Origin of the sequence: Cohnella thailandensis (assembly GCF_014212135.1) — a bacterium.
In the GTDB taxonomy this organism is placed as follows: Bacteria; Bacillota; Bacilli; order Paenibacillales; family Paenibacillaceae; genus Cohnella; species Cohnella thailandensis.
The window spans coordinates 322761-338129 of the sequence record NZ_JACJVQ010000006.1 but is presented as its reverse complement, the minus strand read 5'-3'; the positions used below and the strand labels follow the sequence as shown (position 1 = coordinate 338129).

17 protein-coding genes are annotated in these 15369 nt (G+C 57.3%); 9 read left to right on the top strand and 8 right to left on the bottom strand.

Going from position 1 to position 15369, the window contains the following annotated elements; translation table 11 throughout:
• Positions 1–273: 273 nt before the first annotated feature.
• Together H7B67_RS09480 and H7B67_RS09475 are read right to left on the bottom strand one after the other, a co-directional pair.
• A complete protein-coding gene (locus H7B67_RS09480) occupies positions 274–765 on the bottom strand; it encodes a hypothetical protein (protein WP_185119555.1) in 492 nt (163 codons plus the stop codon).
• Between the two features lie 472 nt (positions 766–1237).
• Positions 1238–1945: a DNA alkylation repair protein gene (locus H7B67_RS09475; protein ID WP_185119554.1), complete on the bottom strand. Its 708-nt coding sequence runs from the start codon at positions 1943–1945 to the stop codon at positions 1238–1240.
• Positions 1946–2084: 139 nt separating this feature from the next.
• Between H7B67_RS09475 and H7B67_RS09470 the strand changes: the two genes are divergently transcribed.
• The gene (locus H7B67_RS09470) at positions 2085–3038 is read left to right on the top strand and encodes a TRM11 family SAM-dependent methyltransferase (RefSeq protein WP_185119553.1); all 954 of its coding nucleotides are present in this window, start codon (positions 2085–2087) and stop codon (positions 3036–3038) included.
• 17 nt (positions 3039–3055) lie between these two features.
• On the opposite strand, the gene H7B67_RS09465 is transcribed toward H7B67_RS09470, so the two are convergent.
• The 3 genes from H7B67_RS09465 to H7B67_RS09455 form a co-directional block, all read right to left on the bottom strand.
• Entirely contained in the window at positions 3056–4438 is a 1383-nt protein-coding gene (locus H7B67_RS09465) for an MFS transporter (RefSeq protein WP_185119552.1), read from the bottom strand.
• 199 nt (positions 4439–4637) lie between these two features.
• Positions 4638–4934 (bottom strand): DUF6509 family protein, encoded by a 297-nt coding sequence (locus tag H7B67_RS09460; protein WP_185119551.1) that lies wholly within the window; start codon positions 4932–4934, stop codon positions 4638–4640.
• A gap of 22 nt (positions 4935–4956) precedes the next feature.
• The gene (locus H7B67_RS09455) at positions 4957–6024 is read right to left on the bottom strand and encodes a branched-chain amino acid aminotransferase (protein WP_185119550.1); all 1068 of its coding nucleotides are present in this window, start codon (positions 6022–6024) and stop codon (positions 4957–4959) included.
• 121 nt (positions 6025–6145) lie between these two features.
• Between H7B67_RS09455 and H7B67_RS09450 the strand changes: the two genes are divergently transcribed.
• From H7B67_RS09450 to H7B67_RS09435, 4 genes are all read left to right on the top strand, one after another.
• Positions 6146–7051 carry a LysR family transcriptional regulator gene (locus H7B67_RS09450; RefSeq protein ID WP_185119549.1) on the top strand — a complete coding sequence of 302 codons (906 nt, stop codon included), beginning with the start codon at positions 6146–6148 and terminating at the stop codon, positions 7049–7051.
• Complete coding sequence (locus H7B67_RS09445) at positions 7048–7416, top strand: MmcQ/YjbR family DNA-binding protein (protein ID WP_185119548.1); 369 nt, start codon at positions 7048–7050, stop codon at positions 7414–7416. The genes H7B67_RS09450 and H7B67_RS09445 overlap by 4 nt, the downstream gene beginning before the upstream one ends.
• A gap of 197 nt (positions 7417–7613) precedes the next feature.
• On the top strand, positions 7614–8294 hold the full coding sequence (locus tag H7B67_RS09440) for an MBL fold metallo-hydrolase (protein ID WP_245363158.1): 681 nt from the start codon (positions 7614–7616) through the stop codon (positions 8292–8294).
• A complete protein-coding gene (locus H7B67_RS09435) occupies positions 8291–9373 on the top strand; it encodes an AbrB family transcriptional regulator (RefSeq protein WP_342592369.1) in 1083 nt (360 codons plus the stop codon). Before H7B67_RS09440 ends, H7B67_RS09435 begins: the two co-directional genes overlap by 4 nt.
• A 343-nt stretch (positions 9374–9716) precedes the next feature.
• Here the strand turns inward: H7B67_RS09435 and H7B67_RS09430 are convergent, their stop codons facing one another.
• Both H7B67_RS09430 and rlmN read right to left on the bottom strand, forming a co-directional pair.
• Positions 9717–10055: a hypothetical protein gene (locus H7B67_RS09430; RefSeq protein ID WP_185119546.1), complete on the bottom strand. Its 339-nt coding sequence runs from the start codon at positions 10053–10055 to the stop codon at positions 9717–9719.
• A gap of 246 nt (positions 10056–10301) precedes the next feature.
• A complete protein-coding gene (rlmN, locus tag H7B67_RS09425) occupies positions 10302–11390 on the bottom strand; it encodes a dual-specificity RNA methyltransferase RlmN (protein WP_185119545.1) in 1089 nt (362 codons plus the stop codon).
• A gap of 208 nt (positions 11391–11598) precedes the next feature.
• Here rlmN and H7B67_RS09420 point away from each other — a divergent pair, with 208 nt between their 5' ends.
• Positions 11599–12114: a hypothetical protein gene (locus tag H7B67_RS09420; protein WP_185119544.1), complete on the top strand. Its 516-nt coding sequence runs from the start codon at positions 11599–11601 to the stop codon at positions 12112–12114.
• A gap of 81 nt (positions 12115–12195) precedes the next feature.
• On the opposite strand, the gene H7B67_RS09415 is transcribed toward H7B67_RS09420, so the two are convergent.
• Complete coding sequence (locus H7B67_RS09415) at positions 12196–12657, bottom strand: CBS domain-containing protein (RefSeq protein WP_185119543.1); 462 nt, start codon at positions 12655–12657, stop codon at positions 12196–12198.
• Between the two features lie 188 nt (positions 12658–12845).
• Here H7B67_RS09415 and H7B67_RS09410 point away from each other — a divergent pair, with 188 nt between their 5' ends.
• From H7B67_RS09410 to H7B67_RS09400, 3 genes are all read left to right on the top strand, one after another.
• Complete coding sequence (locus H7B67_RS09410) at positions 12846–13274, top strand: MarR family winged helix-turn-helix transcriptional regulator (protein ID WP_185119542.1); 429 nt, start codon at positions 12846–12848, stop codon at positions 13272–13274.
• A 131-nt stretch (positions 13275–13405) separates the two neighbouring features.
• A complete protein-coding gene (locus H7B67_RS09405) occupies positions 13406–13951 on the top strand; it encodes a PadR family transcriptional regulator (protein ID WP_185119541.1) in 546 nt (181 codons plus the stop codon).
• 248 nt (positions 13952–14199) lie between these two features.
• A complete protein-coding gene (locus H7B67_RS09400; RefSeq protein ID WP_185119540.1) occupies positions 14200–15360 on the top strand; it encodes a YhgE/Pip domain-containing protein in 1161 nt (386 codons plus the stop codon).
• The last annotated feature ends 9 nt before the right edge of the window (positions 15361–15369 follow it).

Sequence of the window (15369 nt, the reverse complement as noted above, 5' to 3'; positions counted from 1 at the left end):
ATTCCTTGCTTATATCGGCCTTTGGAACCGAATTCATAATATGGAAGTCGGATGAACGGGCAAAATAGAGCCAATTTATGCCATCGGATAAGCATAATGTCCCAGATAAAAACCGATACCGCTAGCCTATCTCGAGGACAAGCCCGGCATCGGCATCTCTTCTAATCGGAAGCATCTCGTTCCTTGATCGGGACGCTTCCCGCAATCGAACATAGGGCTTCCTCCGCCGCGGCTTCGCGGCTTAGGAAGCCCTGTTTCTCGTTCGGGCAGGCTTTACCGATACGTAACCTCGAAAGAGGAGCCTAGCGGCAGCAGCTCGTACAGATAACGATGAAGGAGCTCTTTCTCGATGTCGGTGACGGGAGCGTTCGGCCACAGATCGAGATGAATTCGGCCCGCGATGGGATCGTAGCAGCGGAAAGACACGCGCCCGTTCGTGAACATCCCGTTGACGACCGAGAGAAGCCTCTCCTGATCCAAGCATCGGTTCATCGCCGCCTTATAGATGGGTTCGGGAAGCTCTTCGACCCGCGGAACCCGATCCTCCTTCAGCATGGAGTACGCTTTCACATGGAAGCACACGTAGGGCGTTAAGTACGTCGCCGCGAACTGGCCAAGCTCGTATCGGTCCTTATCGGGAAGCTGCAGCTCCTCGTTCCACGCGTAAATATCGGCGGAATTGCGTCCGCGCGTATGAATGCGAATGTAACGGAGATGCGGATACTTCTGCCTGATGATCTGCTCGGATAAGAGACGCGTTCCCATGTCGATCCCTCCCTGCGGAATGGTTATCCTCGATAGGTTCACCCAACCGAATGTCAGCGCTTACATTTAACGGGGCCCGGTTTGCTTCTGCGGTCTTCCACTATACGCTAGCCAGTTGCCGAATATGAATCGAGGCGCCGTCTTCGCGAGGCTTCATCGGCTCTTCTCCGAAATGGAATTCTCCGGTTCCGCGCCGAAATCCTTCCGGGAACGACCTCAAAGTCTCCGAACCGTAACGGACATCAGCGCCCCTTAGCCAACCCCAAACGCCCCTTGCGGATTCTAACGGACTCGACAGTCCCTTAAATCGTTGAAAATCGCCTTTGAAGCAAAAAAACAGAAGATAAGCGTCTTAAATGTCCGTTAGAATTCAACAGCCTTCTTTTGGCGCCTTTAAGCGTCTCTCCTGTCCGTTAGCCGACGGGCCTGCGACTCGGCAACCCGCGGAAGGCAAGCCGGCAACCCGACCCGTTCAGCAAATGCAGGTTTTCCTCTTCGCCCCCAGCTTGCCCGCCTTCTCCGCCTTGCCGATATAGTCGGCAGCCAGAGGCACCTTGCAAGCCGTCTGCCCCATGTTTACCTGGACCTTGCCGATGGCGGCGGCCACCCGCAGCGCCTCCCCGTGCAGCTCGCGCACCGAGGACCCGACCGAAATGACGAAGCCGTTCATCGTATAGCGAACCCGATTCCGCTCCTCGTGAACGGTCTTCTCCACCCGGCCGAGAAGGGCGCGCAGTTCTTCCAGGTCCAGCTTGTCGTCCGGAGTGATCATGACGTAATTCGCGAAGACGCTCCAGCCGCACGTCGCCGTCATCTCTTCCGGAGAGTCGATCCATTCCCTGGCCAGCTCCAGCGCATAAGGGCTCTCTGCCGTCACGGAAGCCACCGTATATTCGGACAGCATGTACCAATTCGCTTTTTCCACCCAGTCCCGAAGCAGTTCCTTATCCGCCGACTTCGGATCGATCGTCAGGCCCGCCAGATACATCGCGTCGCTATTGCCCGTCTTGTACAGCTCCCGGACCAGCCCCTGATCCTTGCGGACGTCCTTGACCAATTTTTTCAGATCGCCGACCTTCACTCCGTATAGAGGCTCCTGCGCCCCATGCCGGACAAAAGTCGACTTCGTCTGCTCCGTGCCCATCTCCGCGAGCTTGTCCATCACCGCTTCCAGCTTCATTCGCCTCGCCCCCTCCGTCGTCTAAGGATAATAGAGCCATTATACCCCGCGGCCGACGATCCTCCAACGATCCGGACAAGCTTTTGCATTTTGCCGGCAGGACGGCTATGGTGGAACTTAATAGAAAGGCGGCGATGCCATGTCTTCCGCAAACTATCTCTATACCTACGCCTGCCACGAGGACGAGGAATCGTTGTGCCGCCTCGAGCTGACATCCCTTCTGGGGGTCTCCCCGCTTCCGGGCTCTCCAATCCTGCGAAGCGACAGCCTCGTCGATCCGAGCCGCAGTCCGTTCATTCGCGAGAGAATCGATCCGGTCTGCGAGGGAGACAGCCTGGAGAAGCTGATCCGGCAAGCCTCCGGCATTCGGCTGGAAGAAGGCCGGTCTTTTAAAGTCTTGTTCGTAAAAAAGAACGATCTGGACGCCGCCGGCAAAATCGAATTCGAGGAACAAAGGCGGCTGGAGCGCGAGGTAGGCGCCGTCATTCGAGGCCGCGTCGACGTTCGCCGACCCGACCGGATCTTCGGCCTGGTCCCTTGCGAAGGACGCTGGTATCTGGGGCCGTATACGGACAATCAAGCAATCTGGCTTAAGCACGTCAAGAAGCCGAGAGACTATTCGATCGCGCTGCCCGCCCGGGTGGCCAGGGCCGTGACCAATATCGCCGTTCCCCGGCCCGAGGGCGTACGGGCGATCGACCCTTGCTGCGGCATCGGAACCGTGCTGGTCGAGGCCCGGTCGATGGGCATCGATATCGCCGGAAGCGACATCAACCCTCTCGCGGTCGAAGGAGCGAGAGAGAATCTCGCGCACTTCGGCCTTCCGGGGGACGCGGACGCGCGGGCGATCGAAGACATTCGGGAGAACTACGATGTCGCCATCGTCGATCTCCCCTACAACCACGTCACCCGCCTATCCGGCGAAGCCGAATGGCGGATTCTCCGCGAGGCCAGGCGAATCGCGCGCCGCGCCGTCGTCATCTCGCATCGGAACCTCGAAGGCGAGCTGGCCCTTGCGGGCTTCGCGATCGAGAGCCGTTGCGAAGCCCGCAAGGGCGCCTCGTTCGTCCGTCATATCGCGGTTTGCCGTTGAGAGCGGCCGTACGCGGTTCAATTCCTTCCGGCCGAGGCCAGGGCTCTCGCCTTCCGGGCCTGCTCGCCGCTCTTCAGCGTGCCGCCGCCGAAGATCAAGTAGCCGACCGTGATTACGATCGAACAGAGAATAATGAGCCCGAGAACCCCGTATACCCGCTCGAAGGCATGAGCGAGAGATACTTGCTTCTGGCGCTCCAGCAGAAGGCCGAGCAGCGCGACGGAGATCGAGCCTCCGAAGAACTGGATCAGTTGAAGGAAGCCCATCCCGGAACCGACCAGTTTCTTCGGAAGCAGCTGCGTCGATTCGTTGTTCAGGGACGAGAGGGACGCCGTAAAGCACGGGGAAATAAAGAGATAGCCGATAAGCACGATATAGGGGGATTTCCCCAGCGCCAAGGCAAAGAAAATCATGGCGGCCGCCAGCACGGCCTGTCCGAGCAGAAGGAAGCGAAGATTGCCGTATTGGTCGATCCACTTGCCGACGAACCGGGAGACCAGCGTGCTGAGAATGGCTCCCGGGGCGATAAACAGCCCGACGGCCATGGCCGACTTCCCGAACAGGTCCGAGAGGGCGAGGGGCATCAGGAACAGGTTGCCCAGATTCAGCATGAGCAAGCAGAAGCCGATGACCATCAAGTACTTGTAGCCCTTGAGCCGGAACAGCTCGGGATTGACGAAGCGCGATCCGCGCCCTCTCCTTAGCCAGAGAACATGAACCGCGATCGAAACGATGCTCACGGCCAGCCAGGCGAGCGACAGCTGCGTGACCGAGAGCAGCAAAGAAGTCGCGTTGATCACGGTAAGCGCGGCGCCTGCCGTATCGAAGGGCTCATTCGCCTTCGTTCGCTCCGTCTCGCGGGGCATCAGGCGGAGAAGCACGGGAAGAAGGACGAGCACCAGGCAGGTAATGCCGAACAGGCCGTTCCATCCCCAGTATTCGGTGACCAGCCCGCCGATAATCGGACCCAGCCCGAATGCCATCGCGCTTCCGCTCGATATCATCGCGATGGAGCGGCCTCGACGTTCGACGGGGATATATCGGCTGACCATGACGAGCCCCATGCCGGCCATCGATCCCGCCCCGGCCGATTGGAGGATCCGGGCCGCCAAGAGCACCTCGAAGCTGCGGGCGAACAACCCGACGACGGAGGAGAGTCCCAAGATAAGCAGCCCGATCGCGAGCAGCCGCCGCAGCGGCGCGATATCGGTCAGGCGGCTATAGATGACCGTCGACAGCGCGTAGCCGATGGAATAGCTCGAGATGACCCACGAGCCCAAGTCGGCGGTAATGTCGAGGTCTTGAATGATGCTGGGCATCGACACGTTGAACATGGTCGTATTCATGACGACGATGAAGATGCCGATCGTCCAGATCGGCATCACGATTCGATCTTTCAAGGCGTACACATCCTAACTGCAGCTTTCTTGCGATATCTTACCACTAAACTATCCTACCTCCCGAACGCTCGGTTGAACAATCCCGAAATGGCGGGACTCTGCGCCTTCAATCGCCGAGTTAGGAGGAAAGACCCCCGCGTAGGCGGCTTTACGGCCGATTGCTTCTACGCAGGGGTCTTCCTGTTCTCATGGCGATCGATTATTCGTCGGCCTCGGCCAGATGCTCCCGGCAGAACGCCGCAAGCTCCTTCTCTTCCTCCGGCTCCATGTCGTAATCGAGAAGTCGGCCCGTCGTTCTCTCCAGCAGCTCATAGCGGACGACTCCGGACTGCTCCCCGTCTTCCTTGTAGATGACGCGAACGCGCACGCCGTTCTCGGAATGCAGCTCGTCGTCCTCCGGAACGTCGATGTCGATGAGGAACTCGTATCTCTTGCCGGCCAGGATCCCGAAGGGATCCAACACCTGCTCCACGCTGTATTCGGTAATCGCAAGCATATGATTTTTCCTTTCCGGAGCCTTACAGCTCTACCATCCAGCCGAACGGGTCTTTTTCCCTGCCGTATTGAATGCCGGTCAGCGTGTCGTACAGACGCTTGGATAACGGACCGGTCTCTCCGCCCCCGATGACGAGCTTCTCGTCCTTGTAGCTCAGCTCTCCGATCGGCGAGATGACGGCCGCCGTTCCCGTGCCGAACGCTTCCTTCAGCTCGCCGGAGCGGCAAGCCTCCACCAACTCGTCGATCGGGATCGGCCTCTCTTCGACTTCGATGCCCCAATGGCGCAGAAGCTGGATCGCCGAATCGCGCGTGATTCCGGCCAGGAAGCTGCCGTTCAGCGCCGGAGTGACGACCTTGTCGCCGAGCTTGAAGAAGACGTTCATGCTGCCGACTTCCTCGACGTAACGGCGATGCACGCCGTCCAGCCACAGCACCTGCGTGTAGCCCTTGGCCGAAGCGCCTTCCTGCGCCTTAAGCCCGGCCGCGTAATTGCCCGCGGTCTTGGCGGTGCCGACGCCGCCTTCCACCGCGCGAACGTAATGCGACTCGACATGAATGCTGACCGGGTTGATTCCTTCCGCGTAATAGGAACCGACCGGGGACATGATGATCATAAACAAATATTGCTGCGACGGGGAGACGCCGAGCAGGGGCTCCGTCGCGATGACGTACGGACGAATGTAGAGAGAGGTTTCCGGCTCGCCCGGAATCCAGTCGCTGTCCACCCGGACAAGCGACATGAGCGCCTCCAGGAACAGCTGCTCGTCGATCTCCGGAATGCTGAGGCGATCGTTGGACAGGTTCAGGCGCTGCAGGTTTTTGCTCGGGCGGAACAGCCGAATCCCGCCCTCCGCCGTGCGATAAGCTTTCAATCCTTCGAATACGGTTTGACCGTAATGGAACACCTTCGCAGCCGGATCCAGGGAGATCGGCTGATAAGGCACGATCCGCGGATGATGCCACCCTTGCCCTCCGTCGTAATTCATGATGAACATATGATCGGTGAAATACTTGCCGAATCCAAGTTCGCTAACCTTCGGTTTCTTCTTCGGAGACGCCGTTCGCTCCAGCTCGATAGCCCATCCCATGTGCGCAGCCTTCCTTCGCTTGTATAGATTGTGCTTTTATGATAACAAGTTTTCGACTATATTTAAAATATCGGTATGATACGTTATCGATACCTTTACGGTATACTCAGGGGGCGGATTTATGGATCTGCGTCAGCTTCGCTATTTTCTGGCGGTCGCCGAGCAGGGGCAGGTCACCCGCGCGGCCAAAGCGCTCAATATGGAGCAGCCTCCGCTCAGCCGGCAGCTCAAGCTGATAGAGGAGGAGCTCGGCGTCCTGCTCTTCGACAGAAGCGGAAGAAGCTTCACCTTGACCGCGGCCGGGCAATTGCTCAAGAAGCGCGCGGAGGCTCTGCTCGGCCAATTCGACGAGGCCCTGTCGGAAGTCAAACAGCTCGAAGAGGGGCTTGTGGGAACGCTGGCCATCGGCTCCGTCGTTTCGTGCATCTCGCTCCTCCCCAGTAGAATTCGCGAATTCGGACGGCGTTACCCCCGAGTCACCTACAAAATTCAAGAAGGGGATCATTTCCTGCTCGGGCATTATCTCGACACGAGACAGATCGAGCTCATTCTGTCCCGGCTCCCCTTCGAGGCGGGCCTGGACGAAGAGCGCTATTCGATCAAGCAGCTGCCGTCCGACCCATTCGTCGCCATTCTCCCAAGAAGCTGGTTCCCTTCGCCTCCGCCGAGCTCCCTACGGATGGAGGACATCGCCGGCTATCCGTTCCTGACGCTGAAGACGGACCAGACGAAGGGCATGCACGAGAGGGTCATCAAGCTGTTCCGCGCCTACGGCCTCGCCCCTTCCATTCTGTGCGAATGCTCCAGCGTAGCGATCATCATCGCCTTCGTCGCCGCCGGGATCGGAGTGACCCTGCTCCCCCGCTCGGTCATCGCTTCATTCCCGTTAAACGAGATCATCGTCTGCGATATTCCCAATACCGAGCTCCAATCCGAGGTCGGCATCGTCTGGCTGAAGGATCGTTATCTGTCCAAAAGCGCCCAGCGCTTCATCGAAATGTTTTCGGAGGAGGAGTCGTCCCCATGAACGGTCAACAGCTTATCGATAAAGGTCTCGCTTATCCCGGAACCAGCCTGCGGTATCCCTTCGATCCGGAGATGCCCGTTTTATTCGTCGGGAGCAAAATGTTCGCCCTGATCGGCGTAAGGTCCGGCGCCGCCAGCGTCAACCTGAAGACTTCGCCGGAAGAAGCCTGGCTTCAGCGCGAGACGTACCCGGGCTCCGTTCTGCCGGGCTACCATATGAACAAGAAGCATTGGAACACGGTGCTGCTGGACGGAAGCGTTCCGGACTCGGTCATCGAAGAGATGCTGGAGGCTTCCTATCGCCTCGTCCGGGCCAAGCTGACCCGGGCGGAGCGCGAGGAGATCGAAGCCGCGAAGAAGAGCTAGCGCCCCCAAGCGCTGGCTCCTTTCATTTGACAGGGAGCCCCCTTCGATTTACATTGGACACATCGTTGTTTAACCCATTCAACCATTCCAGCGAAGGAGGTGAACCGGCGTTTCCGTTAGGGAACGTCGGCTTAACGATGCGGATCTCGGACGGTTTGGAGATGCTGGATCTTACCCTTAACGCAGGCGACCGGAAGATGACGATACATCCGACCGTTCTCTATGGCCCCGAAGGCTGGGTGCTCGTCGACACCGGCATGCCCGGCTCCCGTCCCCTTATCGACAGGCTGGTCCAAGAAGCCGGAATCCCGGAGACCGACCCAAGCGCCATCCTGCTCACCCATCAGGATATCGATCATATCGGCGGACTTCCCTCTTACCTGACGGATAGAGCGGACCGGCCGCTTGTCTATGCCCACGAAGAGGATCGGGGAGCGATCGACGGCGAGAAGCCGATGCTCAAGGTGACCGCCGAACGAATGGAGAGCTTGCTTCTGGCCATGGCGGACCCGGTGCGCAAGGCATTCGAGACCGCCTACATCAGACCTATCCGGCCGAACGTCAGCCGCACCTTCTCGGACGGAGAGAAGCTCCCTTATGGCGGAGGCTTGGTCGTCATTCACACCCCCGGCCATACGCCGGGTCATGTGTGCCTGTACCATGAAGCGAGCAAGACGCTGATCGCCGGCGACGCCATGACCGCAGCCGACGGGGAACTGCGCGGACCCAACCCCGCAGTGACGCCGAACTTGCCGGAAGCGATAACCTCCCTGGGCAAGCTCGGCTCGTTCGACATCGAGACCGTGATCTGCTACCACGGCGGGCTGTACCGGGGCGAGGCGAACAAGCGGATCGCCGAGCTGAGCCGACCATCGTGAAGAATCTCGCGATCGCGCTGCTTCTTAGCCTGGCGGGCGGCCTCCTCTTCACCGCGCTGCAAATCCCGCTTCCCTGGCTGCTCGGGCCGATGACCGCCGCTTTCCTCGGCACCCGGTTCCCGAAGCTCGTCCAGCCCCGTTGGCCCGGTTCGATACGCGATGTCGCCCTTATCCTGATCGGCTATTCGATCGGGCTGTCGTTCTCGTCCCATACGCTGCGGGAGATGGGCCATCAGCTGCCGACCATGCTGCTGATGACGACTCTGCTGCTCGTCGCCAGCACGGCGATCGGATTCGCCGTCTCCAAGCTGACCGGCATCTCGTTCCCCACCGTTCTCATGGGGAGCATTCCCGGAGGGATGAACCAGATGCTCGTTCTGGCGGAGGAGACGAAGGGGATCGATATCACCGTCGTTACGTTCCTTCAGGTGTCGAGGTTGATGATGATCATCTTCTGCGTTCCGTTGCTCGTGTTCAGCCCGGTGTTCGGCGGCGCCCATAGCCAGGACCTCCTCCCGACCGAAGCCGCCGCCCGATGGGGCGACCTCTTCCCGAATGTTCTCGTATTCGGGGTCGTCTGCTTCGCGGCGGCTTGGCTCGCCAAGCGCGTTCGGTTCCCCTCCGCCTATCTGCTCGGGCCGATGATCGCCACCGCCGTCGTTCAAGGGCTTGGCCTCGACGGACCCGCGCTTCCGACCGGGGTCCTGAACGCCGCCCAGCTGATGATCGGCACCTATGTCGGACTTCTGCTTCGCCCGGAGAAGCTGGAGAACAAGCTCCGGCTCGTAACTCTCGCCGCGCTTAGCGGAGCGGCGCTGCTCGGAATCGCGCTCGGCCTCTGCGCCATGCTGACCGTGCTGCATCCCGTCTCCCCGATGACCGCCTTCCTGAGCATGTCTCCCGGCGGCATGGACCAGATGGGCATTATCGCGCACGAGGTTCGCGCGGACATCGCGATCGTGACCAGCTACCAGATCTTCCGGACCTGGTTTATCTACTTCGCGATTCCTCCGCTGATCCGGCTATTGTTCAAGAGGCTGGAGAAGCGAGCGGCCCTAGCCTCCGCTCAGAAAAGCTAGAGAATGCAAAAGACCACCGCTTTCTCTGGTGGTCTTTTGCATTATAAGTTTCTGTAAATGCTAAAATGATTTTGGGATAGATTTTATTTCTTTCTACGGAGAAGTAATTTCATAATGTATAGAACGAGTAGAGCTACCGTAATAATTACAAGGATATAATTCTTATCATCAACTCTTGTGCTAATTAATACTGAGATAATGATTGCTGATAAGAAAATTACGATATCTTCTATTTTGCTTTTGAGTAAGCGGTTTTTCTTAAAGATACGAAAGGCGAGCAAGGTTAATATTAGAATATAGGCCGTAAAACCAATAATATCTAATATAACAATCCCTCCAAGCGTTACCAATCTGTCATCATGTCAATTGTATCAAACGCAGCTTCCAAGTCATCTTTTGCATCTCCAAAGGCAGCGATTGCATATGCCGCCGCAACGGCAGCGGCAACAGATACACTCGCAACACCGCCTGGACCTATAATTGGTGCTGTACCAAGAGCTACGCCAGCTGCTGTAAAGATAGCTGCATATGAAATTCTATATGCATTATATCCACCTTCGAATGTGTCCACATCAGCTCTTGCACGTAAGAAGTATTCATTCGACGTGTTAACGAAACCAGAAAGATAGGTTCCTTCGCCTTCACCGTGACCATTACCTTCGCCAACCCAATTGTAATTCATTGATTCGTAGCATTGAAAGTGATAAGTTGTCCACGCTGAATTAGCACTATAATACGAACAAAGATTTGGATATAAAATTCCACATACAAAAAAATCATTAATATTCTCTTTTGTTTACGGGATTTCTAATTGGGTATATAAGTTCAAACAAACTTGTCCATGAAACCTCGGCACCTTAAACGCAGCAAAGCCCGGAGAGGCCGATCGTCGGCTTCTCCGGGCTTTGCTCTTGCAGGCGGGACCGCCTTACGATAGGGCGGCCTCGGCCAGGTTGTTGTCCTTCTTGATCTGCTTGCTCCGCAGCTGTCCGCAAGCGGCGTCGATGTCGGCTCCGTGCTCGAGACGAACGCTGACGCTGACCCCTCTTTTTTTCAACGTGTCGTAGAAGGCTCTTACCGCTTCCGTCTCGGTCCGCTGATACTGGCTGTGCTCGTCGACCGGATTGTACGGGATCAGATTCACGTTCAGCAAATCCCTGCGCTCTTCCCCGAGCAGATCGGCCAGCTCGTTCGCGTGCTCGACCCGATCGTTCATGTCCTTCAGGAGAATGTACTCGATCGTCGTCCGGCGGTTCGTCTTCTCGAGAAAATAATCGATGGCATCCATCAGCTTCTCGATCGGAATCGCGCGGTTGATCTTCATGATCCTCGTCCGCAGCTCGTTGTTCGGCGCATGAAGGGAGACGGCCAGATTCACTTGGAGACCCGTATCCGCGAACTCGCGAATCTTGTCCGCCAAGCCGCTCGTCGAGACGGTAATATGCCTCGAGCCGATCGCCAGACCCTTATGGTCGATCACGACGCGAATGAAGTTAAGCACGTTCTCGAAATTATCGAACGGCTCCCCGATTCCCATGACCACGATATGGCTGACCTTCTCGCCCTGGCCTTGCGCGTCCAGATAGAGCTGGACCCGCATGATCTGTTCGACGATCTCGCCGGCCGACAGGTCGCGGCTCTTCTTCAGCAGCCCGCTCGCGCAGAAGCTGCAGCCGATGTTGCAGCCGACCTGGGTCGTCACGCAGACGGATAACCCGAACTTGTGCTTCATGAGCACCGTCTCGATCAGGTTGCCGTCTTGCAAGCGGAAGAGGAACTTGCGGGTTCCGTCCGCCGATTCCTGCTTCAGATGCTCGGTCATCGTCACGAAGACGAAGTTTTCCTCGAGCAGCTTCAGGCAGTCCGGATGAACGTCCGTCATCTCCGCGAAGCTGCCGACTCTCTTGCGATAGAGCCATTCCCATACTTGGACGGCCCGGAATTTTCTATGTCCATGCTGCGCCAGCCAATCGACCAGCTGCTCCTGCGTTAATCCGTAAATGGATGCTTTATTCACTTCATACCCTCTTTTCGACCCGGTGGGCGTTCTGCCTTTTATTGTCCCAGAGATTATCGAAATACACAAGGGCGTCCGGTTGTCAATCAGACCTCAGTCTGATCCGACTTCCCCCCTTGCGATGGGGGATATCGAGCCGGCTTCATGGTACAGTATGGATAAAGCGATAATGGAAACGTGAGCTGATCAATAAAAAGGAGAGAGTCGCATGAGTGTAAATCGCGGGTTGGTTCCGGGCGCCTTGCTTATTATTCTAGGTATTCTGTTGTTCTCCCAGGGAGACCGTTCCTTCAGTACGGGAACCCTATTCGCCTACGGCTGGCCGACGATGTTCGTCATCCCGCTGGGCGTGTTCTTCCACTGGCTGTATTTCTTTATGCTGCACCGCCGGGGAGTCGGCCTTCTGGTGCCGGGCGGCATCCTGTTCATCGCCGGTATCGTGTGCCAGCTATCCGCTTTAACCGATACGTGGGGCATTACTTGGCCGGGCTTCATCTTCGCCGTCGCGTTCGGATTGTTCGAGCTCTATTGGTTCGGAAGCCGCAACCGCTGGCTGCTCATTCCGATCGCCATTCTGACCGCCCTATCCCTGCTGTTCTTCACCGTGTTCTCGATCGGCTACTTGTTCAGCAGCCTGGCGCTCTCGCGTCCGTTCGTCGCGGCGGCCCTCGTTCTGATCGGCGGATTGTTCATCCTGATGCGCAAGAAAGAGCGCCATATGTAACCGAGAAGGAAATTCTAAAGAAACAGGCTGTCTCCCGCGGGCTCGAACCCCGGAGGCAGCCTGTCTGCGTTGTTAGGAGCGTTAAAGCAAATTCTTAAACGCATGGCGAACGACGTTCCCTCGGCTGATAATGCCCGCCAGAACCCCGTTCCGCTCCACCGGGAGCTTCTTGATCCGCTTCTTCCCCAGGATGGCGGCGACGTCCTCGATCTCTTCTTCCCAGTCCACGGTGATGACCTTCTTCCGGGCGATTCCCATGACGTTAAGATCGAGCAGTCTCTTGGTCCGCTCCTCGAACGGCTCCCGATTCTCGTCCAAGCGAACGAGGAACGCGTAGGAGATCGAGTCGAACATGCCGTGCTCCGGCCTGCCGATAAAGCGCATGATATCGCCGTCGCTGACGTAGCCTACGATCGCGTTGGCTTCGTTCACGACCGGCACGCCGCTGATTCCGTGGTCGATGAACTTCTCGATGACCCTGCGGACCGTGTCGCTCTCCTTCACCTTATACACTTGAGTGATCATCACGTCTCGCGCTTTCATCGCAGTCCCCTTTTCCTGCAAAAGTCAGTGCCGAAACTACGCTGTTTCTTTCATTTTGTGCAATCTCCTGGCGGGCTGTCAATCGTTTTCGGCGGATCGCGGTCCTCGCAATAGACAGAGTATGTCCCTTACGCTCGATGAAACACGGCCGCCGCACATTCGTACAATCTTCAAGAGGAGGTTATACGATGAATGATCATTCCGTTGATACCGTTAGGATCGAAATGGAGCTGGCCTTGCTGATTCGGCGAGTCACCTCCATCGCCTTGGACCGCAAGCTCGGCATTCTGGACCGTTCCGCTTACCTTCTGCTGGACCACATCTCGACCCACGGTTCGATCGGAGTCAAGACGCTGGCGGAGAAGCTCCAACTGGATATCTCGACCGTCAGCCGGCAGGCTTCCGCCTTGGAGCGGAAAGACTACGTCCTGAAGATTCCCGACCGGGAAGACGGACGTTCGTTCACGCTCGAACTGACGGAGAAGGGAACCCGGGCCCTGACGGAGACCAAAGCGAAGCGCATCGAACGCGTGGAGAGCTTGCTGGAAGCTTGGCCCGCGGAGGAACGGGAGCAGTTCGCTTACTTGCTGCACAAGTTCAACCGCAGCTTTCTGTAAGCCGAGCCATATGAAAAAAGGGCGGCCGAGGTGTTCCCGAATTCGATTTCGTGTAAAATAGAGCTGAAGACCTGATCGGACATGCTTATACTGTCGAGCAGGGACAGAATTCGACGGGAGGACGCCATCGCATGTCGCTGCAAATTTTCATCCTAGGTATCCTTTGCGAGGGACACCGTCATCCCTACGACATTAAGAAGATGTTCAAGCGGGAAAGCCTTGCTCCCGAGGTCCGCATCTCCGACGGGACGTTATATTACCATTTCGAAGCTCTGACGAAGCAGAAGTATATCGAGAGAATCATGGTCTCGCGGGAAGAGAACAGGCCGGAGAGAACGCTGTACGGAATTACCGAGCTCGGCCGGGAAGCTCTCGTCGAGATGATTTATAAGAACTTCCGAAGCTTCAAGGAGGTCAGCGATCTCTACCCCTGCATTCTATTCATCCATCACGTGAGCCGCGAACGGGTGATCGGAATGCTGGAGGACTGCATCGCGGCCGTGAACCAGAAGATCCAGCGATTCGAGAGGATTTGGAACGACGTTCCGCCGGACTCCTCCGAGCATCCGATCGTCTTGAACGCCAAGATCCTGCAGGAGCACGCCATGAATAGGGCCAAGACGGACCTGGAATGGCTGGAGAAGGTGCTGAACCGCACCAAATCCATCCCATCCTAGCGTCGACGTTCCCTGCCCGCCGTCTATGATTCCGATCACGGAAAGCCCCGCGGACGGCAGGAAAAAATGACAATTCCATGAACGAATTCCTTGAAGGCGCCCTATCCGGGCGTCTTTTGCTGTTTTCGGCGCCCTCTGGGCTAAACTTCCCGGTTGACATGTAAGAGCTTACGGAGTTATTCTTCAAAACATATTACTTTAATTAGAGTATTCTAGTTTGGGCATATCCCATGAGGGAGGAGTACAAAATGAAAAGCGTATTGACTTTGTTGAAGCAGAAAATGGTCATCGGCGGAATTTTCATGGCGGTCTTCTACCAGATCGTCTTTATCACCATTTACATGAGCGGCTACGGAGCGATGACGGACAATTTGAACAAGCTCAGCGTCGCCATCGTGAACGAGGACGAACAGTACGGCAAGGAGATTGCCGACAGCTTGGCCGCGCAGCTTCCGTTCAAGCTCATCACGGACGCGAACCTCGCTAACGCCCAGGAAGAGCTGGACAACCGCGATCTCCATATGATCGTTCATATTCCGGAGAACTTCACCGAGAAGCTTCAGGCGGAGGGCGAGCAAGCTCCTCTCGACTTCTTCATCAACCAGTCGAACCCGGCGATGGTCTCTTCTTCGATGCAGCAGGTCGCGACGCAGCTGACGGCGACGCTGAATCAGCAGTTCGCCGCGCAGAACGCGGAGAAGCTCTTCGCCGCCCATAACATGCCCGAGGAGCAGGCCAAAGCTCTGGCCGCCGGGATCGCTGCGAAGCTGGCCGCGGAAGTCGATCTCACGAATCCGATTCCGGCCGGCATGCAGAACCAGGTGGCCCCGATGTTCCTGTCCATGGTGTCCGTCGTCGGCGCGATGATCTTCGCCATGCTGGGCACGGGCGCGGCGAAGAGCCTTGTCCCGACCTTGGGCAAGTGGCGCGCCTTCGGCGCTTTCCATGGGGTCAGCGCCATCGTCTCCGTCTTCGCCCCGGTCGTGGGGCTGTCGATCGCCTTCGGCTTCCACGGCTACGGCTTCGAGACCTTCTTCAAGATGTGGGGCTTGCACGCCCTGGAGATGTTCGCCGCCATCGAGTTCATGGGCATCTTCTTCTTCCTGCTGGGTCAAGCGGGGATGCTGGTTTCATTGTTCTTTATCCTGGTTCAATCCATCACGAGCGGCGTCATGATGCCTCAGGCCGTCATGCCCGACTTCTATCGATTCCTTAGCTACATCTCCGTCATGTTCTACAGCGCGCAAACGGACATGAGCCTCATGTTCGGCGGAGGCAAGGCGGGCGAGCACATTCTCGGACTTATCATCATTGCCGCGGCCGCGATCTTGATCAACGCGATCATCTACTGGCGGAAGACGGCCAAGACGCAAGAAGCCGCGCCCGCCGGCGTCTTCGCGACCGAATAACCTAGAGAG